The 18,161-nt window shown below is 69.6% G+C and carries 19 protein-coding genes; 15 read left to right on the forward strand and 4 right to left on the reverse strand.

Features of this window, described 5'->3' with window-relative positions; genetic code table 11:
• The first annotated feature begins 50 nt into the window (after positions 1-50).
• The 6 genes from QF034_RS28105 to QF034_RS28130 are packed head-to-tail and all read left to right on the forward strand — an operon-like array spanning position 51 to position 4,168.
• The gene (locus QF034_RS28105) at positions 51-515 is read left to right on the forward strand and encodes a cupin domain-containing protein (RefSeq protein WP_307177528.1); all 465 of its coding nucleotides are present in this window, start codon (positions 51-53) and stop codon (positions 513-515) included.
• Positions 512-1,780 carry a beta-ketoacyl-[acyl-carrier-protein] synthase family protein gene (locus tag QF034_RS28110; protein ID WP_307177529.1) on the forward strand — a complete coding sequence of 423 codons (1,269 nt, stop codon included), beginning with the start codon at positions 512-514 and terminating at the stop codon, positions 1,778-1,780. Before QF034_RS28105 ends, QF034_RS28110 begins: the two co-directional genes overlap by 4 nt.
• A complete protein-coding gene (locus QF034_RS28115; RefSeq protein ID WP_307177530.1) occupies positions 1,777-3,027 on the forward strand; it encodes a ketosynthase chain-length factor in 1,251 nt (416 codons plus the stop codon). The genes QF034_RS28110 and QF034_RS28115 overlap by 4 nt, the downstream gene beginning before the upstream one ends.
• A 34-nt stretch (positions 3,028-3,061) precedes the next feature.
• Positions 3,062-3,319, forward strand: a complete 258-nt coding sequence (locus QF034_RS28120; RefSeq protein WP_307177531.1) for an acyl carrier protein — start codon at positions 3,062-3,064, stop codon at positions 3,317-3,319.
• Between the two features lies 1 nt (position 3,320).
• Positions 3,321-3,800 (forward strand): SRPBCC family protein, encoded by a 480-nt coding sequence (locus QF034_RS28125; protein ID WP_307177532.1) that lies wholly within the window; start codon positions 3,321-3,323, stop codon positions 3,798-3,800.
• 26 nt (positions 3,801-3,826) lie between these two features.
• A complete protein-coding gene (locus QF034_RS28130; RefSeq protein ID WP_307177533.1) occupies positions 3,827-4,168 on the forward strand; it encodes a TcmI family type II polyketide cyclase in 342 nt (113 codons plus the stop codon).
• Positions 4,169-4,228: 60 nt separating this feature from the next.
• On the opposite strand, the gene QF034_RS28135 is transcribed toward QF034_RS28130, so the two are convergent.
• Positions 4,229-5,206: an amidohydrolase family protein gene (locus tag QF034_RS28135; protein WP_307177534.1), complete on the reverse strand. Its 978-nt coding sequence runs from the start codon at positions 5,204-5,206 to the stop codon at positions 4,229-4,231.
• Positions 5,207-5,243: 37 nt separating this feature from the next.
• Positions 5,244-6,872, reverse strand: coding sequence for an FAD-dependent oxidoreductase (locus QF034_RS28140; protein ID WP_307177535.1), 1,629 nt, complete (start codon positions 6,870-6,872; stop codon positions 5,244-5,246).
• A 247-nt stretch (positions 6,873-7,119) separates the two neighbouring features.
• On the opposite strand from QF034_RS28140, the gene QF034_RS28145 reads away from it, so the two are divergent.
• The 5 genes from QF034_RS28145 (at position 7,120) to icmA (ending at position 11,417) form a co-directional block, all read left to right on the forward strand.
• A complete protein-coding gene (locus QF034_RS28145; RefSeq protein ID WP_307177536.1) occupies positions 7,120-8,379 on the forward strand; it encodes a cytochrome P450 family protein in 1,260 nt (419 codons plus the stop codon).
• A 20-nt stretch (positions 8,380-8,399) separates the two neighbouring features.
• Entirely contained in the window at positions 8,400-8,717 is a 318-nt protein-coding gene (locus QF034_RS28150; RefSeq protein ID WP_307177537.1) for an antibiotic biosynthesis monooxygenase family protein, read from the forward strand.
• A gap of 32 nt (positions 8,718-8,749) precedes the next feature.
• Positions 8,750-9,259, forward strand: a complete 510-nt coding sequence (locus tag QF034_RS28155; protein ID WP_307177538.1) for a MarR family winged helix-turn-helix transcriptional regulator — start codon at positions 8,750-8,752, stop codon at positions 9,257-9,259.
• Between the two features lie 43 nt (positions 9,260-9,302).
• Positions 9,303-9,641, forward strand: a complete 339-nt coding sequence (locus QF034_RS28160) for a DUF3817 domain-containing protein (protein WP_307177539.1) — start codon at positions 9,303-9,305, stop codon at positions 9,639-9,641.
• A gap of 75 nt (positions 9,642-9,716) precedes the next feature.
• Entirely contained in the window at positions 9,717-11,417 is a 1,701-nt protein-coding gene (icmA, locus tag QF034_RS28165; RefSeq protein WP_307177540.1) for a coenzyme B12-dependent isobutyryl-CoA mutase large subunit, read from the forward strand.
• 19 nt (positions 11,418-11,436) lie between these two features.
• Here icmA and QF034_RS28170 read toward each other — a convergent pair whose 3' ends face one another.
• Positions 11,437-12,072, reverse strand: a complete 636-nt coding sequence (locus QF034_RS28170; protein WP_307177541.1) for a TetR/AcrR family transcriptional regulator — start codon at positions 12,070-12,072, stop codon at positions 11,437-11,439.
• Positions 12,073-12,306: 234 nt separating this feature from the next.
• Here QF034_RS28170 and QF034_RS28175 point away from each other — a divergent pair, with 234 nt between their 5' ends.
• From QF034_RS28175 to QF034_RS28190, 4 genes are all read left to right on the forward strand, one after another.
• The gene (locus QF034_RS28175) at positions 12,307-13,281 is read left to right on the forward strand and encodes a tetratricopeptide repeat protein (protein WP_307177542.1); all 975 of its coding nucleotides are present in this window, start codon (positions 12,307-12,309) and stop codon (positions 13,279-13,281) included.
• A 622-nt stretch (positions 13,282-13,903) separates the two neighbouring features.
• Entirely contained in the window at positions 13,904-14,536 is a 633-nt protein-coding gene (locus QF034_RS28180) for a DUF6230 family protein (RefSeq protein WP_306963531.1), read from the forward strand.
• Positions 14,537-14,655: 119 nt separating this feature from the next.
• Entirely contained in the window at positions 14,656-15,219 is a 564-nt protein-coding gene (locus tag QF034_RS28185; RefSeq protein ID WP_307177543.1) for a DUF6114 domain-containing protein, read from the forward strand.
• Positions 15,209-16,567, forward strand: coding sequence for a hypothetical protein (locus QF034_RS28190; RefSeq protein WP_307177544.1), 1,359 nt, complete (start codon positions 15,209-15,211; stop codon positions 16,565-16,567). Before QF034_RS28185 ends, QF034_RS28190 begins: the two co-directional genes overlap by 11 nt.
• 104 nt (positions 16,568-16,671) lie before the next feature.
• On the opposite strand, the gene pyk is transcribed toward QF034_RS28190, so the two are convergent.
• The gene (gene pyk / locus QF034_RS28195) at positions 16,672-18,099 is read right to left on the reverse strand and encodes a pyruvate kinase (RefSeq protein ID WP_307177545.1); all 1,428 of its coding nucleotides are present in this window, start codon (positions 18,097-18,099) and stop codon (positions 16,672-16,674) included.
• Positions 18,100-18,161: the final 62 nt, after the last annotated feature.

Below are 18,161 nucleotides of genomic sequence, written 5' to 3' on the forward strand. Positions count from 1 at the left end.
CGACACGCGCCCATGGACGACACCCCCACAGACCGACCTGGAGACGGACCATGTACAAGACGCGCCCGCGCATCGTGGACCTCAGCGAGACCGAGCCCAACCGCAAGCGTGGCGGCGACCTGCGCACCCTGCTCACGCCCCTCACGGTGGGTTCCACGAGCGGGTTCATGGGCCTGGCCATCATGCAGCCGGGTGAACGCATCAGCGAGCACTACCACCCGTACTCGGAGGAGTTCGTCTACGTCGTCCAGGGCGAGCTGGAAGTCGACCTGGACGGCGTGACCCACCCGATCCGCGCCGACCAGGGCCTCATGGTCCCCATCGGCATGCGGCACCGCTTCCGCAACGTCGGTGACGCCGAAGCCCGGATGGTCTTCCATCTGGGTCCGCTGGCCCCGAAGCCGAGCATGGGCCACGTCGACACGGAGCCCGCGGAGGGGAACGCGAGCGGCGGCACGTACCCGGCCGTGCAGGGGGACGGAGCGCAGCCGGAGCGACGCGGGGTGCCCTCATGACCCGGCGGGTGGCGGTCACCGGCATCGGCGTCGTCGCCCCGGGCGGTATCGGGGTGCCGGCCTTCTGGGACCTCCTGTCCAGCGGCCGTACCGCGACGCGCGGCATCACACTGTTCGACCCCGAGGGGCTGCGGTCGCGCATCGCGGCCGAGTGCGACTTCGACCCGCTCGCGCACGGGCTCGATCCCGGCCTGGTCGAACGCGCCGACCGGTACATACAGTTCGCGGTCGTCGCAGCGGCGGAGGCGGTGGCCGACTGCGGCATCGACTTCGGCGCCGAGGACCCGTGGCGCGTGGCCGTCTCGCTGGGCAGCGCCGTGGGCGGCACGACCCGCCTGGAGCACGACTACGTCCTGGTCAGCGAGCGGGGGCAACGCTGGGACGTGGACCACCGCGCCGCCGGCCCGCAGCTGCACCGGGCGTTCTCACCCAGCACCCTGGCCTCCGACGTCGCCGAGTACTTCGGCGCCCAGGGGCCGGTGCAGACCGTGTCGACCGGCTGCACCTCCGGACTCGACGCGGTGGGCTACGGCTTCCACACGATCGAGGACGGCCGCGCCGACATCTGCATCGCCGGAGCGTCCGACTCCCCGATCTCGCCGATCACCATGGCCTGCTTCGACGCCATCCGGGCGACCTCGCCGAACAACGACGACCCGGCGCACGCCTCCCGGCCCTTCGACGCCCACCGCGACGGATTCGTCATGGGAGAGGGCTCCGCCGTGCTCGTCCTGGAGGAGCTCGAACACGCCCGTGCCCGCGGCGCGCACGTCTACTGCGAGATCCGCGGCTACGCCACCTTCGGCAACGCGTACCACATGACCGGACTGACCAGCGAGGGCCTGGAGATGGCCAGGGCGATCGACACCGCGCTCGGACAGGCCCGGCTCGACCCCTCACTCATCGACTACGTCAACGCGCACGGGTCGGGCACCCGCCAGAACGACCGTCACGAGACCGCCGCGGTCAAACGGTCCCTGGGCGCCCACGCCTATGACACGCCCATGAGTTCGATCAAGTCCATGGTGGGCCACTCGCTCGGTGCGATCGGCGCGATCGAGGTCGTCGCCTGTGTGCTGGCCCTGGCCCACCAGGTGGTCCCGCCGACGGCGAACTACGAGACCCCGGACCCCGAGTGCGACCTGGACTACGTACCGCGCACCGCACGCCCGCGCAAGCTCGCCCATGTGCTGTCCGTGGGCAGCGGCTTCGGCGGGTTCCAGTCCGCAGTGCTCCTGACAGGGCAGGCCGGGAGGAAACGATGAGTACTCAGCCGAACCGCCGCACCGCCATCACGGGGATCGGTGTGATTGCGCCCAACGGACTGCAGACGGAGACCTACTGGAAGTCCGTCGAGGAGGGCCTGTCCGTACTCGACCGGATCACCCGGGAGGGATGCGGGCACCTTCCGCTCCGGGTCGCCGGCGAGGTCCGGGGGTTCGACCCCACGGCACTCATCGAGGAGACCTTCCTCGTCCAGACCGACCGCTTCAGCCACTTCGCGATGGCCGCCGCCAGTGCCGCCCTGAAGGACGCGGGACTGAGTGACGCGGCCACCGACTCGCCGTACTCCGTCGGTGTGGTCACCGCCGCCGGATCCGGTGGCGGCGAGTTCGGCCAGCGGGAGCTGCAGAAGCTGTGGGGACAGGGGTCCCGTTTCGTCGGTCCTTACCAGTCCATCGCCTGGTTCTACGCGGCCAGCACGGGCCAGATATCGATCCGCAGCGGCTTCAAGGGCCCCTGCGGCGTGGTCGCCAGCGACGAGGCAGGTGGCCTGGACGCCATCGCGCACGCCGCCCGTACCGTGCGGCGGGGGACCGACGTGGTCGTGGCAGGGGCGGCCGAAGCGCCGCTCGCTCCGTACTCGATGGCCTGCCAGCTCGGATACCCGGAACTCAGCACGGCCGAGGACCCGGCGCGGGCCTATCTCCCCTTCACCTCCGAGGCCTGCGGCTTCGTCCCGGCCGAGGGCGGTGCCGTGCTGATCGTCGAGGACCTGGACCGCGCACGCCGGCGCGGCGCGGACGTCCGCGCCACCGTGGCGGGCCATGCGGCCACGTTCAGCGGCGCCTCGCACTGGGACCGCTCACGGGAGGGACTCGCCCATGCCATCCGCGGTGCCCTCGACGAGGCCGGCTGCGCACCGGAGGAGATCGACGTGGTCTTCGCCGACGCGATGGGTGTCCCGGAAGCGGACCGGGCCGAGGCCCTCGCCCTCGCCGACGCCCTCGGCCCGCACGGCACCCGCGTGCCCGTCACGGCTCCCAAGACCGGCATCGGGCGGTCCTACTGCGGGGCGCCCCTGCTGGACGTCGCGGCCGCGGTGATGGCCATGGAAGAAGGACGGATCCCGCCCACGCCCAACGTCCTCGACATCTGCCACGACATCGACCTGGTGACGTCGACGGCGCGCCCGGCCGAGCTGAGCACGGCCCTGGTCCTCAGCCGTGGACTCATGGGCTCCAACGCGGCGCTGGTACTGCGCCGCGACCCGGGACCGGCCGCCCGGTGAAGCCCACCGCACCCCTACGACAAGGAGAACACGCATGAGCAGTGAAGTGACCCTGGAAGAGCTGGCCGCACTGATGAAGAAGGCCGCCGGTGTCACCGTCGACCCGACCGACCTCGAAGCCCGGATCGACACCCCCTTCGCCGAGTTCGGGCTGGACTCGCTGGGCCTCCTCGGCATCGTGGGCGAGCTGGAGAACCGGCACGCCCGGGCGCTTCCCACCGACGCCGAGAAGTGCAAGAGCCCCCGCGACTTCCTCGACCTCGTCAACAGCACGCTCACGGCAGGAGCCTGACATGGCAGGGCACACCGAGAACGAGATCACCATCGCCGCACCCCTCGATCTGGTCTGGGACATGACCAACGACGTCGAGAGATGGCCGCGGCTGTTCAGCGAGTACGCGGCGGCCGAGGTGCTGTCCCGGCAGGGCGACACGGTGACCTTCCGCCTGACCATGCACCCGGACGAGAACGGCAAGGAGTGGAGCTGGGTGTCGGAACGGACCACCGACCGCGACAAGCTCACCGTCACGGCACGCCGGGTCGAACCCGGCCCGTTCGAGTACATGAACATCCGGTGGGAGTACGAAGAGACCCCCGACGGCGTCCGGATGCGCTGGACCCAGGACTTCGCCATGCGGCCGGACGCGCCGGTCGACGACGCCGGGATGACGGACATCATCAACCGCAACTCGCCCGTCCAGATGGCCCTCATCCGCGACCGCATCGAGCAGGCCGCCGACGAGCGGCGGACCTCCCCCGTCACGCCCGCCTGAACGGCGCAGCCGCGTAAGGAGACCTCATGCACCACGCCCTGATCGTCGCCCGGATGGCACCGCACGCCGCTGAGGACATCGCCGAGGTCTTCGCGGCCTCCGACCGCGGCGACCTGCCCCGCCTCGTCGGGGTGACCCAGCGTTCCCTCTTCCAGTTCGGCGATGTGTACATGCACTTCATCGAGGCCGAGCAGGACCCGGGCCCCGCCATCGCGCGGGTGGCCGGGCACCCCGAGTTCCGCGACATCAGCAGCAAGCTGGAGGCGTACGTCAGCCCGTACGACCCGCAGAACTGGCGCGGTCCGAAGGACGCGATGGCGCAGTGCTTCTACCACTGGGAGAGAGACACGGCCCCGGCCGCCCGGTGACGCCGAGGAGAGACGAGAAGGCCGCCGCCCGTGAGGGCGGCGGCCTTCTCGTCTGCGGTCTCAGCGGGCCAGTGAGGGCAGCAGGCGCAGGGCGTTCTCCCGGTTGATGCCCCTGAGCTGCTCCGGTGAGAGGAACGGGTCGCCGTCCAGAGCGGGTACGGCGATGTCGGCGACGGCCTGCGCGGAGGTGGGCGGCCAGTCCGTGCCGAAGAGGACCCGGCCGGGATCCACCGTGGCCAGCAGCGTGGGCGTGGCCGAGGGGGACATGGGGCCCGCCGTGTCGAAGTAGAACCGGTGCAGGTAGTCACGGACCCGGCCCGGCTCGATCCCCGGGGTGAGGTGCCCGCCGAAGAGTTCGAGCCGCGTGGCCATGTACGGCAGGAAGCCTCCTCCGTGGGGAAGGACGAAGCTGAGGTTCGGATAGCGGTCCAGGGTGCCGTTCCGGATCAGGTTGATGGCCGCGCGTGTGGTGTCCATGAGGAAGTCGCACACGAAGGGCGGCATTCCCGGCAGTCCGGCACCGCCGTCCTTTCCGGCCGGCACCTCCATGGGGTGGGTGCTGACGACGGCGGACCGGTCGTTGAGTTCCTGCAGCAGGCGGTCGTGGCCGGCGTCACCGAGGTAGACACCGTCCATGCTCGTTCTCGTGCTCACTCCGACGGCCCCGAGTTCGTCGAGTCCGTAGCGCAGGCTCCACTGCGAGAGTTCCAGGTCGTCCAGGAACACAGGGGTGAAGAAGGCGAAGCGCGCGGGATGTTCCTCGACGACATCGGCCGCCGCCCGCAGGGCGATCCGTGCGCTCTCCTGGCGCTCCGCGCGCTCGCGGAACCGTCCGAGCATCGCGACGGTCATGACGGCGGTGCTGATGCCCGTCTTGTCCATGACCTCCAGAGCCGCGTCCAGGTCCCAGCGGGTCCACCAGGGCAGCTTCTCGCGGTTCACGACACCGCGTTCCGCCGCCCAGTCCAGCCAGGCCGGCGCGGTGAAGTGGTGGTGGACGTCCACTCGGCCCGCGACGGGGCCGTCTTCGTATGGCATGGGCATGTCCTCGCGTGGTCGTTTCGGTGGGTGGTACTCAGCTGCGGCGGAGCACGGTCCGCAGCACGTCCGTCAGCACACGATCGGCGGACGGCGGCTGGGTGGGCGCGCGCCAGGCGACGAAACCGTCCGGGCGTACGAGGACGGCACCGTCGGCGGCGGTGCCGTGCAGCGCCGCCCAGTCGGCATCCGGCTCGGGAACAAGGTCGTGGTCGGGGCCGTCTCCCACGAGATACACCTCGACCGGAACGCCCAGCTCCTCGCCGGCCCGCTCCGCCGCACGGCGCCACTTGTGGCCTTCGGCCCCGGCGAGCAGGACGAAGGAACGCTCGTACAGATCGAGAGTGGAGATCCGGGCGCCTGCTCTGCGGACCCACAAGTGGGGTGCGCGGCTCCCCGGCTCGCCGTCGATCCGGAAGGCCTCCGGGATGACCGGCCGGTCAGGGGAGGCGCCCACCACGGCGTCCGAGGCGTACCGGTAGCAGAGCGCGACCGTCATGAGGTCCGCCGCGTCGTTGTTGCGTCCCGCCGCCGTGCCGAACGCGGGGTGCTGCTCCTCGGCCACCTGCTGGGCGGCCCGCTCGCTCGTCGTGACGGCGACCGGCCGTCGTTCGCACTCGTAGGTGCCGAGCAGCGGTAGGCCGGCCCAGCCGCGCAGGACCGCGGCGAGTTTCCAGGCGAGGTTGTGGGCGTCCTGGATTCCGGTGTTGGAGCCGAACGCCCCGTTGGGCGGCATTTCATGAGCCGAGTCACCGGCCAGAAAGACCCGGCCCTGCCCGTAGCTGTCCGCGACTCGCTGGGAAGCGTGCCAGGGCGCCTTCCCCGTGATCTCGACATCAATGTCCGGAACACCGACGGCCGCGCGAATATGTGCCGCGCAGCGCTCGTTTCCGAAATCCTCCAGGGTTTCGCCCCGATCGGGCGACCAAGGAATATGAATGACCCACCGTTCCTCGTTGTCCACGGGCAGCAGGGCGCCTTCCCCCTGTGGATCGGTGGTGTAACAGACGATGAAGCGCTTCGGCCCGACGTATTCCTTGAGGGACTTGCTCCGGAACGTGACACTGACGTTGTGGAACAGGGCACCGGGCCCGGACTGGCCGATTCCCAGGCGTGTGCGAACGGGGCTTCTCGGGCCGTCGGCGGCCACCAGGAAATCGGCTTTCACGGTATGGGTCTCACCGGTGTCCCGGCTCATGACCTGCGCCAGGACCCCCTCGTCGTCCTGCGTGAAGGAGAGCAGCTCCGTGCCGAAGCGGATGTCTCCGCCCTGGCGGGCGCGGCCGAGCAGGACCGGCTCCAGATCGTTCTGGCTGCACAGGCACCAGTTCGAGGAGCTGACCCGGGAGACATCCATGCCCGCGGCGATGTCCTGGACGATCCAGCGGCGCCGGTCCCCGACGAGGGTGTCCACCTGGAGAACGCCGTCGTTCCCGGCGAGGGCGAAGGCGGCTTCCCGCACGCTCTGCTCGAGTCCGGCGGTGCGAAAGATCTCCATGGTGCGCACGTTGTTCCCGCGGCCCCGTGGGTGCGTCGATGTCCCGGCATGCCGCTCCACGAGCATGTGCTCGATTCCGAGACGCCCCAGGAACACCGAGGTGGAAAGACCCACCAGGGACCCGCCTACGATGAGAACTGGTACAGATTCCACTCCGCGTCCGCTCACTGGGTTTCCTCGTCATCCGGCGACCGCCCAGCCCGGGAACGGTGGACTGGCCCGTCCCTGATGTTTACCAAGCAGGACTTACCGCCGCGATCCAGGGCGCCCTGGGGTACGCCGGCCGGGTAACCGGAGCCGTTTTGCGCACCTTCTGCGGCACTCGGACTCATATGGCCCAGCAGCGTTTGCGGCACAGTGCCGACCGGGAAACCGTGTGATTCGACCGACGGAACTCACGACCCGGGGACCAGCCATGACGCAAGCGTTCGCATCCGAGGAAATGTCGTCAGAAGAGGCCGCTGCCGCGGCCTCGTCGTGCAGCCGGGAGTTCCGCGCCAACCCGCATCCCGTGTACTCCGCCCTCAGGGCGGCAGCGCCCGTGTGCCCGCTGAAGCCCCCGCACGGGGTCGACACCTATCTCATCACCCGGTACGACGACGCCCGTGCCGCCTTGGCCGACCCCCGGCTGAGCAAGGACATGTACGGCGCGATCGACGCCTACCACCGGATCTTCGGCGACTCGTCGATCGCTCTGGACGACAACATGCTCTTCTCGGACCCTCCGAAGCACACGAGGCTCCGCAGGATCGTCGGCAGCACCTTCACCCCCAAGAGGGTGGAGTCGCTGCGGCCGAAGGTCCAGAAGATCGCCGACGAACTGCTGGAGCGCTGCCCGGCGTCGGAGCCCGTGAACCTCCTCCAGGAGTTCTGCTTCCCGCTGCCGCTGCACGTGATCTGCGAGCTCCTCGGCGTCCCTGAGAACGAGCGCAGGCAAGCCCAGGAATGGTCCGCCACCGTCGCTCAGACCGGCTTCGGGCCGGAGGCGAGAAAGGCGCTGGAAATCGCCGAGGGAAACCTGCGCGACTACCTGGTGGACCTGATCGCGCGGAAGCGGAAGGAGCCGGACGGGGCCCTGCTCAGCGCACTCGTCACGGCGCAGGACGAGGACGGCGCGCTCACCGACCACGAACTCGTCTCCACCGCCTGGGTGCTGCTCTTCGCGGGCCACAAGTCGACCGCGTACCAGATCGGCAACGCCGTCTACCACCTGCTCTGCCGGCCGGAGCAGAAGCGCCTGGCGTTCCGGGACGCTCGGGCGACGGCCGCGGCCGTCGAAGAGATCTTCCGGTTCGAGACCTCCGTGGAGAACTCGACGTTCCGCTACGCGACGGAAGACATCGAGCTCCGCGACACACGCATCCCGAAGGGTGCGCTCGTGCAGATCTCGCTCACGGCGGCCAACCGGGACCCGGAGATGTTCCCCGACCCGGACCGCATGGACGTCGAGCGCCCGAACGTCCAGGCGACACACCTCGCCTTCGGACTCGGCCCGCACTACTGCATCGGCGCGCCGCTGGCGCGTCTGGAGATGCAGATCGCCCTCACCACGCTCTTCGGGCGCCACCCCGAGATGGCCCTGGTCGGGGAGCCGGAGGACGTGCGCTGGCTGACCGTGCCGTTCCCCGCCTTCCGCGGGCTCGCGGAACTCCCCGTCGTTCTCGACCCGTCGTGATGGGGGAGGTCCCGGCGCGGGTGCGCGTGGTGCGGCTGCTGCGCGTCCGGGAGGGAAGGGAAACGGATTTCGTGGACGCCTACCAAGGCGTACGCGACGGTGCCATGCGGTGTCCCGGACATCTGCGCGAACAGCTCTGCCGCTCCCTCGACGATCCCGGTCGTTGGCTGCTCACCAGTGAGTGGGAAAGCCTCGAAGCCATCGAACGGTGGCGCACCGACCCCGATCACACCACTCTGGTCGGGCCGATGAACGCCTGTCTGCACGACGACCGGTGGACCGGGGTCTTCGAGATCATGCCCGGGAGCACGGGTGACCGAAGGCCGAGACAGGGCTGACCATCATGTGACCGGCCGGTAAGGTCGGGTTCGTGCCGAAGCCGCTCAGTCTCTCCTTCGATCCGATCGCGCGCGCCGACGAACGCTGGAAGCAGCGCTGGGGAAACGTGCCGTCCATGGCCGCGATCACCTCGATCATGCGCGCCCAGCAGATTCTCCTCGCCGAGGTCGACGCGGTGGTCAAGCCGTACGGGCTGACGTTCGCGCGCTACGAGGCGCTGGTGCTGCTCACCTTCTCCAAGTCCGGCGAGCTGCCGATGTCCAAGATCGGCGAGCGGCTCATGGTGCATCCCACGTCCGTGACGAACACCGTGGACCGGCTCGTGAGGTCGGGCCTCGTCGACAAGCGGCCCAATCCCAACGACGGGCGCGGCACCCTCGCCAGCATCACCGGCAAGGGCCGCGAGGTGGTCGAGGCGGCCACCCGCGACCTGATGGCGATGGACTTCGGGCTCGGGGCGTACGACGCGGAGGAGTGCGCCGAGATCTTCGCGATGCTGCGGCCGCTGCGGATCGCCGCGGGGGACTTCGAGGAGGAGTGACCCGGGCCAAGATCTCCCGGAACGGGTGGTTACGCTCGACGGCATGAAAAAGAGCGTGCTGACCCGCTACCGCGTGATGGCCTACGTCACCGGTGTGCTGCTGGTCCTGCTGACCCTCGGCGTCATCGCCAAGTACCTGCTCCAGATGGACGGTGCCGCCGACTTCACGCGCGTCGTCGGCATCGCGCACGGCTGGCTGTACGTCGTGTACCTGATCTTCGCCTTCGACCTGGGTTCCAAGGCGAAGTGGCCGGTGGGCAAGCAGCTGTGGGTGCTGCTCGCCGGGACCATTCCGACGGCCGCGTTCTTCGTGGAGCGCAGGATCAGCCACGAGCTGGAGGCCAGGGTCGCGGAGGACTCGCCCGCGACCGCCAAGGCGTAACCGCACCGCCGTACGGGCGAACGTACGGCGGTCTGCCATCGACATTTACTTGGACGTCCTAGTAAATTTGAGGGTATGGACGCTGACGCCATGGAGGAAGGCCGCCGCCGCTGGCAGGCCCGGTACGACTCCGCGCGCAAGCGCGAGGCAGATTTCACCACGCTCTCCGGCGACCCCGTGGAGCCGGTGTACGGGCCCCGGCCCGGCGACAGGTACGACGGCTTCGAGCGGATCGGCTGGCCCGGGGAGTACCCCTTCACCCGCGGTCTGTACGCGACCGGCTACCGGGGGCGTACGTGGACCATCCGGCAGTTCGCCGGGTTCGGCAACGCCGAGCAGACCAACGAGCGCTACAAGATGATCCTCCGCAACGGCGGGGGCGGGCTCTCGGTCGCCTTCGACATGCCGACACTCATGGGCCGCGACTCCGACGACCCGCGCTCGCTGGGCGAGGTCGGGCACTGCGGGGTCGCGATCGACTCGGCGGCCGACATGGAGGTCCTGTTCAAGGACATTCCGCTGGGTGACGTCACGACGTCCATGACCATCAGCGGCCCGGCCGTGCCCGTCTTCTGCATGTACCTGGTCGCCGCCGAGCGGCAGGGCGTCGACCCGTCCGTCCTGAACGGCACGCTCCAGACGGACATCTTCAAGGAGTACATCGCCCAGAAGGAGTGGCTCTTCCAGCCGGAACCGCATCTGCGGCTGATCGGTGACCTGATGGAGCACTGCGCGGCAAGCATCCCCGCGTACAAGCCGCTGTCCGTCTCCGGCTACCACATCCGGGAGGCCGGGGCGACGGCCGCGCAGGAGCTGGCGTACACGCTGGCGGACGGCTTCGGGTACGTGGAGCTGGGGCTGTCGCGCGGGCTGGACGTCGACGTCTTCGCCCCCGGTCTGTCCTTCTTCTTCGACGCGCACGTCGACTTCTTCGAGGAGATCGCGAAGTTCCGGGCGGCCCGGCGGATCTGGGCCCGCTGGATGCGGGACGTGTACGGCGCGACGTCCGAGAAGGCCCAGTGGCTGCGCTTCCACACGCAGACCGCAGGCGTCTCCCTCACCGCCCAGCAGCCGTACAACAACGTCGTACGGACGGCCGTGGAGGCGCTGGCGGCCGTGCTCGGCGGGACCAACTCGCTGCACACCAACGCCCTCGACGAGACCCTCGCGCTGCCCAGCGAGCAGGCGGCGGAGATCGCGCTGCGGACGCAGCAGGTGCTGATGGAGGAGACCGGCGTCGCCAACGTGGCCGACCCGCTGGGCGGCTCCTGGTACGTCGAGCAGCTGACGGACCGGATCGAGGCCGACGCCGAGAAGATCTTCGAGCAGATAAGGGAGCGGGGACTGCGGGCGCACCCGGACGGGCAGCACCCGATCGGGCCGATCACCTCCGGGATCCTGCGGGGCATCGAGGACGGCTGGTTCACCGGGGAGATCGCGGAATCGGCGTTCCGGTACCAGCAGGCGCTGGAGAAGGGCGACAAGAAGGTCGTCGGGGTGAACGTCCACACCGGCTCGGTGACCGGCGATCTGGAGATCCTGCGGGTCAGCCACGAGGTGGAGCGTGAGCAGGTCCGGGTGCTCGGGGAGCGCAAGGCCGGGCGGGACGACGCGCGGGTCCGTGCGGCGCTCGACGACATGATCGCCGCGGCGCGGTCGGACGCGAACATGATCGAGCCGATGCTGGAGGCGGTACGGGCCGAGGCGACACTCGGCGAGATCTGCGGGGTGCTGCGGGACGAGTGGGGGGTGTACACGGAGCCTGCGGGCTTCTGAGGTCCCCGGGGAGCGCGGTTCAGCCGGCGGACGGGTGCGCGGCTTCTCCCGCCAGGCCCCTGAGCAGCACCAGGGTGAAGCCGCGGACCCACTCCTCGTCCACCGGCTCCCCGCTCACCAGCGTGCGGTGGACCACCGCTCCCGCCACCATGTCGAAGATCAGGTCCGCGGTGCGGGACGCTGCGGCGGGGTCCGTTTCGGGTGGGAGCTCGCCTCTCTCCTGGGCTCGGGACCGGCCCTCCACGACGAGGCGTTTTTGGCGGTCGACCACCGACGCGCGGATCCGTTCGCGCAGGGCGTCGTCGCGCGTGGCCTCCGTGACCACCGCCATCAGCCCGCTCTTCGCCTCCGGGCGGGCCAGGATGGCGGCGAACTGGAGGACGACGCCCTCGATGTCCGCGGCCAGTGAGCCGCTGTCCGGGAGCTCCAGTTCGTCGAAGAGTTCCGCGACCGCGTCGACGACCAGTTCGTTCTTGCCCGCCCAGCGGCGGTACAGCGTCGTCTTCGCAACCCCGGCGCGTGTCGCGACGTCTCCCAAGGTGAGTTTGGACCAGCCCAGTTCGACCAGCGCCGCCCGCGTCGCGGCCAGGATCGCGGCGTCCGCCGTGGCGCTGCGCGGGCGCCCGGCGCGGCTGGCTGGGCTGCGGCTCGGCATGGGATGACCATAAACCGGCGTTTCCCGCGCGGGCCGTGAGGGAGATCACCGGGGGGTGGTGTTCGGGCGGTGGGGTGTGGCATTACGCTACGACTCGTAGCGAAAGCCCGTGAGGGACGTACACGGGCTGGAGTGACATGGCGTGGGGTGGGGACCCGGCGCCGAAGGGCACCGACCGGCCCGGCTTTCACACCGTTTTTCACACGCGCACGCCGTACGGGGGAGGATAGACGCATGCAGCCACGGAACATGTCCATGAGCGGAGTCGTCGACCTCGCCGCGGTGAAGGCGGCCCAGGAGGCCAAGGCGAAGGCGGAGCAGGCGCGTGCGCAAGCCGCCCGGGAAGGCGGCGCGGGGGCGATCTCCCCGGCCGATCTCGTCATCGACGTCGACGAGGCGGGGTTCGAGAGGGACGTCCTCCAGCGGTCCGCCGAGGTGCCCGTCGTCATCGACTTCTGGGCCGAGTGGTGTCAGCCCTGCAAGCAGCTGAGCCCGGTCCTGGAGCGGCTGGCCGTCGAGTACAACGGCCGCTTCCTGCTCGCCAAGATCGACGTCGACGCCAACCAGATGCTGATGCAGCAGTTCGGCATCCAGGGGATCCCGGCCGTGTTCGCGGTCGTCGCGGGGCAGGCGCTGCCGCTCTTCCAGGGGGCCGCGGGCGAGGCGCAGATCCGGCAGACGCTGGACCAGTTGGTGCAGGTCGCCGAGCAGCGCTTCGGTCTGACCGGCCTCACCGTCGACCCCGAGGCCGACCCGGGCGGCGCCCAGCCGGCTCCCGAGCGGCCGGCCGGTCCGTACGACGGGCTCCTCGAGGCCGCCGTGCAGGCGCTGGACTCGGGTGATCTGAGCGGTGCCGTCCAGGCCTACAAGAACGTACTGAGCGAGGACCCGGGCAACGAGGAGGCCAAACTGGGCCTCGCCCAGGCCGAGTTGCTCCAGCGGGTGCAGGGCGTCGACCCGCAGCAGGTGCGCAGGGACGCGGCCGAGAAGCCGGCCGACGTGCAGGCGCAGATCGCCGCGGCCGACCTGGATCTGGTGGGCGGCCATGTGGAGGACGCCTTCGGCCGGCTCATCGAAACCGTGGGGCGTACGGTGGGTGACGACCGGGACACCGTACGGATGCGGCTGCTGGAGCTGTTCGAGGTGGTCGGACCCGAGGATCCGCGCGTGATCGCGGCCCGCAGGGCCCTGGCCCGGGCCCTGTTCTGACCAGTCGTTAAACACACGGGCCTGTGGCGCCCATGTGAAGGATTTGCCGACAGGGCGCCATCGCGGCCGCGCTTTACCAAAACTTGGTAATCGCGGCCGCTGTTACTGCGAGTAAGACCCGGGCGTTGATCTGTCGGTTTCTGTCCAGCGATCAACAGCTTTGTACTGTCGTTCGACGCCACCCTGTGTCGCCGTCCGAGACCGGGGGGTCGTTGTTCGGTTATCCCGCCGTTACTAGCCAGTAACGAACCCCCTTGTGCGGGCGGCGAGAATGCACCACGATCGGCCACGCTCGGTCCATTCCCGTACCCCGGCAGCCGGTTGGGTCGCGGGACGTCCTGGGTCCCCACCGAGCAGAGCCGGCGGCAGTGGCGCCGGCTCTTGGGCAGGGGGGTCTTCGCCCACCCGGCGAAGCCTGTCCAGCAGGGTTGTGCGTGATGCGTGTCAGGCGCGACCAGTGGTTGTCGCTCGGGGGTGATCGCCGGTGATTCGGGCGCGAGTTGCGCCGCCGAGTGCAGGCGCTCTCCTTCCCGAGGACGTAGCACTTCTCCCATCCCTGCACGGCTGAGCCGCGATTCGGGGCGAGCCAGGTCAGGAGATGTACGTCCGAGAAGGAGGAAATATGGAGTCCCAGGTGCGTGGCGGGACCAGATGGAAGCGGTTCGCTGTGGTCATGGTGCCCAGCGTCGCCGCCACGGCTGCGATAGGTGTCGCCCTCGCGCAGGGCGCTCTCGCCGCGTCGTTCAGTGTCTCCGGGCAGTCGTTCAAGGTCACGACCGACCAGCTCGTCGGTGAGGGCTTCTCGCAGTACGGCGCCCTCGACGAGGGGTACACGCTCGACGGCAAGAAGGCCGTGCACCCGGTTGCGGTCTCGTCGTTCAAGTCGGCGACGATCAAGAACCTGTGCCAGTCGGTCGTCACCCCGAACATTCCGGTGCTCGGGAACGTCAGCCTGATCCTGCGTGCGGGCCAGGGCGCGGAGCCGGTCAAGGCGCAGAACCTCTACATCGATGTCGCCGACCTCAGCGCCGACGCGACGTTCGAGAACATCGACATCGGTGTGGCCGCGAAGGACGCCAACAAGGGTCCGGCCATGAGGAAGGGCGAGACGTCGAACCCGTACGGCTTCGCCCAGCAGGCGGACCGGGCGACCCTGTCCGACGTGAAGCAGACGGCGTGGGCGACCACCGCCGGAACCTTCAAGCTCAGCGGCCTGAAGATGTCGCTGTCGACGGGTGTCAAGGAGTGCTACTAAGCACTCGCTGAGCGGGCGGGGGAGCCGGTGGCGCCCCCGCCCGTCCACCTTCCGGCCGGGCCTTCACGGACGGCCCACATCACCACCACAGCAACGCCGTACCAGGGAGCTGTTTTTCCATGAGCGCCGAGACTCCTGTCGCTGACGGCCAGTTCACTCTCCGGAGGCAGCAGTTCCGCGCCTGGCGGGGTACGCGGCCGTTCTGGGCCGGACTGTTCGTCCTGCTCAGCGGACTGCCCATCGCCTACTTCCCGTACGCGAACCTCCAGATCGGTCACCTGACGCTGGCGATGGCGACCACTGCGGGTGCCGGTTCCCTGATCATCGGCGTGCTGCTCGTCGTGCTGGGCGTCAGCCTCTGGTTCCAGAAGCACGTCCGCGTCTTCGCGGGTGTCGCGGCGATCCTGCTGGCGCTGGTGTCCATCCCCGTGTCCAACCTCGGCGGCTTCCTCATCGGCTTCTTCCTCGCCCTCGTGGGCGGGGCGATGGCCGTGGCCTGGGCGCCGGGCCCGCCGCCCGCGGGGCAGCTCGCCGCCCACGCGACCACGGGCACGGGCGAGGCTCCCGGCGCCATGGACCACGACACCACGGTGCTGCGGCCCGTGGACGGGGCGGACCAGCCGAACGATCTGTCAGGAACGAACCCGGCCAACGGGGCGAACGGGAGGCACAGTGCCGGCTGACGAGGTGACCCACGGGGCTGATGTGGAGGCGTCCCGTGTGAGAACCGGGCCGCGCCACGCGGCACCCAAGAAGCCGCTGTTCACCAGGTTCAACAGGCCCGCGGGCAAGGCGATAGCCATGGCCGCGATGCCGACGGCGGTCCTCATGGGCATGGGCTTCACATCCACGCTCGCCATCGCCGACAGCGACACCCCGGCGACGCCGACGTCGAAGAGCCTGACGGCCGACGAGTACAAGGAGTGCGTGGCGGCCCTGGAGGACGCCAAGGACCCCAAGGGCGACGACTCCGCCTCGCCCACGCCGTCCCCCTCGGCGAGCGACGGCTCGAAGGACGACAGCGCCGGCAAGGGCGAGACGGCTCCCACGCCGTCCCCCTCGTCCGGCGGGGGCGGCACGGGCGCGGACCAGGACGACTCCTCTTCGCCGGATTCAGGTTCCGGCGACGAGGCCGAGCCGAAGCCGACCCCGTCCACCAGCGCGCCCGCCGAGGGCGACTCGGCCGCCACTCCGTCCCCCTCGCCGTCCGAGAGCGGCGGCAACCTGCTGGAGGACATCGGCGACGCCATCGGGGGCATCTTCAACGGCGGGGGCAAGGCCGGCGCGAGCCCGAGCCCCACCCCGTCCGCCTCCGCGTCCGAGAGCACCGAGGAGACGGGCGACGACGCCGCCGGCACGGTGCGGGACACGACCGAGAAGGCCGCCGGCACGGTCGAGGACACCGTCAAGGACACCACCGACAAGGCGTCCGAGGCGGCCGAGGACACCACCAAGACGGTCGAGAAGGCGGTTCAGGAGGCCGGGAAGGCGGCAAAGGAGGCCGGGGAGGCCACCGCCTCGCCCAGCCCGTCCCCGAGCTCCTCCACGGACGCCGAGGACTGCCCGGCCGCCACCGACGCCGAGGGCGGTGTCGACAACAAGGTGCCGCTGCCCGACGACCCGTGGTTCCTCAACGCCAGCTCGCTGACGCTGAAGGGCGCCGACTACAAGGGCGTCGTCGAGGTGCGCACCGCCAACGGAACCGTCAAGAAGGTCCTGAAGTACGTCATCTCCGGCGGGACCGACATCGGCGACCTCCACCAGACGGTCAAGGACAAGCAGTCCGGCAAGACCTACCACGTGCAGGCGGCCAAGGGCTCGACGTCCACGATCCGCGACGGCGACACGGTGATGTACACGGAGAGCATCTCCGGCAACCTGCTCGGACTGATCCCGATCACGTTCGACCCGGAGCACCCGCCGCCGCTGAACATCCCGCTGATCTACTTCACCAACGTGAAGGTCCAGCAGGCCGGCCAGTTCGGCGGGACCCTGCACGTGCCCGGGCTGCACAACTTCGTCACCGGCTGAACGCCGCTCAAGGCCCGTTCGGGAGCCGCACACACGGAGGGCGCCCCCTGGATCCCCAGGGGGCGCCCTCCGCGCCGTACAAGGGCCCTCAGGCCCTTTCCGGGTCAGCTCTTGGCGCCGCCCAGGTGGTGGACGCGCACCATGTTGGTGGTGCCGGGGACACCGGGGGGCGAGCCGGCCGTGATGACCACGATGTCGCCCTCGTTGAAGCGGTTCAGCTTCACCATCTCCTGGTCCACCAGGTCGACCATCTCGTCGGTGCTGTTCACGAACGGCACGACGTGCGGCTCCACGCCCCAGCTGAGCGCGAGCTGGTTGCGGGTGGACTCGTCCGTGGTGAAGGCGATGATCGGCTGGACCGCGCGGTAACGGCACAGCCGGCGGGCGGTGTCGCCGGACTGGGTGAAGGCCACCAGGCCCCGGCCGCCGAGGAAGTCGGCGATCTCGCAGGCGGCACGGGCCACCGAACCGCCCTGCGTACGCGGCTTCTTGCCCGGGACGAGCGGCTGGAGGCCCTTGGACATCAGCTCCTGCTCGGCCGCGGTGACGATCTTCGACATCGTCTTGACGGTCTCGATCGGGTACGCGCCCACGCTCGACTCGGCGGACAGCATGACCGCGTCGGCGCCGTCCAGGATCGCGTTGGCCACGTCGGAGGCCTCGGCGCGGGTGGGACGGGAGTTGGTGATCATCGACTCCATCATCTGGGTCGCCACGATCACCGGCTTGGCGTTGCGCCGGCACAGCTCGATCAGGCGCTTCTGCACCATGGGGACCTTCTCGAGCGGGTACTCGACGGCAAGGTCACCACGGGCGACCATCACGCCGTCGAACGCCATCACGACGTCCTCCATGTTCTGCACCGCCTGCGGCTTCTCCACCTTGGCGATGACCGGGACGCGGCGCCCCTCCTCGTCCATGATGCGGTGCACGTCCGCGACGTCCTTGGCGTCCCGGACGAACGACAGCGCGACCAGGTCGCAGCCCATGCGGAGCGCGAAGCGGAGGTCCTCGATGTCCTTCTCGCTCAGCGCGGGCACGTTGACGGCCGCGCCGGGCAGGTTGATGCCCTTGTGGTCGGAGATGACGCCGCCCTCGATGACGATCGTCTTCACCCGGGGGCCCTCGACCTCGGTGACCTTCAGCTCGACGTTGCCGTCGTTGATGAGGACCTGGTCGCCCTTGGTCACGTCGCCGGGCAGGCCCTTGTAGGTCGTCCCGCAGATCGTCTTGTCGCCGGGGACGTCCTCGGTGGTGATGGTGAACTCGTCACCGCGGACCAGCTCCACGGGACCCTCGGCGAAGGTCTCCAGACGGATCTTGGGGCCCTGGAGGTCGGCGAGGACTCCGATGGCCCGGCCGGTCTCCTTGGCGGCGGCACGGACCCGGTCGTACCGGCCCTGGTGCTCGGCGTGCGTGCCGTGGCTGAAGTTGAAGCGGGCCACGTTCATGCCGGCTTCGATCAACGCGACAAGCTGCTCGTGGGAGTCGACCGCGGGGCCGAGAGTACAGACGATTTTCGAACGGCGCATGGGGGCGATCCTATCGGTTTGTTTCGCAACGGAATATTCCGTCTGGCGGAAAATACAAAAGG

The sequence above is a fragment of the Streptomyces africanus genome, assembly GCF_030816955.1.
Classification (GTDB): Bacteria; Actinomycetota; Actinomycetes; order Streptomycetales; family Streptomycetaceae; genus Streptomyces; species Streptomyces africanus.

Excerpts from the sequence above, each read along its gene's own strand:
- QF034_RS28160 (WP_307177539.1), top strand. The coding sequence starts at position 9,303 with ATGAAAAAGAGCGTGCTGACCCGCTACCGCGTGATGGCCTACGTCACC.
- QF034_RS28130 (WP_307177533.1), top strand. The coding sequence starts at position 3,827 with ATGCACCACGCCCTGATCGTCGCCCGGATGGCACCGCACGCCGCTGAG.
- QF034_RS28170 (WP_307177541.1), bottom strand. The coding sequence starts at position 12,072 with ATGCCGAGCCGCAGCCCAGCCAGCCGCGCCGGGCGCCCGCGCAGCGCC.
- pyk (WP_307177545.1), bottom strand. The coding sequence starts at position 18,099 with ATGCGCCGTTCGAAAATCGTCTGTACTCTCGGCCCCGCGGTCGACTCC.
- icmA (WP_307177540.1), top strand. The coding sequence starts at position 9,717 with ATGGACGCTGACGCCATGGAGGAAGGCCGCCGCCGCTGGCAGGCCCGG.
- QF034_RS28135 (WP_307177534.1), bottom strand. The coding sequence starts at position 5,206 with ATGCCATACGAAGACGGCCCCGTCGCGGGCCGAGTGGACGTCCACCAC.
- QF034_RS28110 (WP_307177529.1), top strand. The coding sequence starts at position 512 with ATGACCCGGCGGGTGGCGGTCACCGGCATCGGCGTCGTCGCCCCGGGC.
- QF034_RS28185 (WP_307177543.1), top strand. The coding sequence starts at position 14,656 with ATGAGCGCCGAGACTCCTGTCGCTGACGGCCAGTTCACTCTCCGGAGG.
- QF034_RS28125 (WP_307177532.1), top strand. The coding sequence starts at position 3,321 with ATGGCAGGGCACACCGAGAACGAGATCACCATCGCCGCACCCCTCGAT.
- QF034_RS28105 (WP_307177528.1), top strand. The coding sequence starts at position 51 with ATGTACAAGACGCGCCCGCGCATCGTGGACCTCAGCGAGACCGAGCCC.
- QF034_RS28175 (WP_307177542.1), top strand. The coding sequence starts at position 12,307 with ATGCAGCCACGGAACATGTCCATGAGCGGAGTCGTCGACCTCGCCGCG.
- QF034_RS28145 (WP_307177536.1), top strand. The coding sequence starts at position 7,120 with ATGACGCAAGCGTTCGCATCCGAGGAAATGTCGTCAGAAGAGGCCGCT.
- QF034_RS28120 (WP_307177531.1), top strand. The coding sequence starts at position 3,062 with ATGAGCAGTGAAGTGACCCTGGAAGAGCTGGCCGCACTGATGAAGAAG.
- QF034_RS28115 (WP_307177530.1), top strand. The coding sequence starts at position 1,777 with ATGAGTACTCAGCCGAACCGCCGCACCGCCATCACGGGGATCGGTGTG.
- QF034_RS28180 (WP_306963531.1), top strand. The coding sequence starts at position 13,904 with ATGGAGTCCCAGGTGCGTGGCGGGACCAGATGGAAGCGGTTCGCTGTG.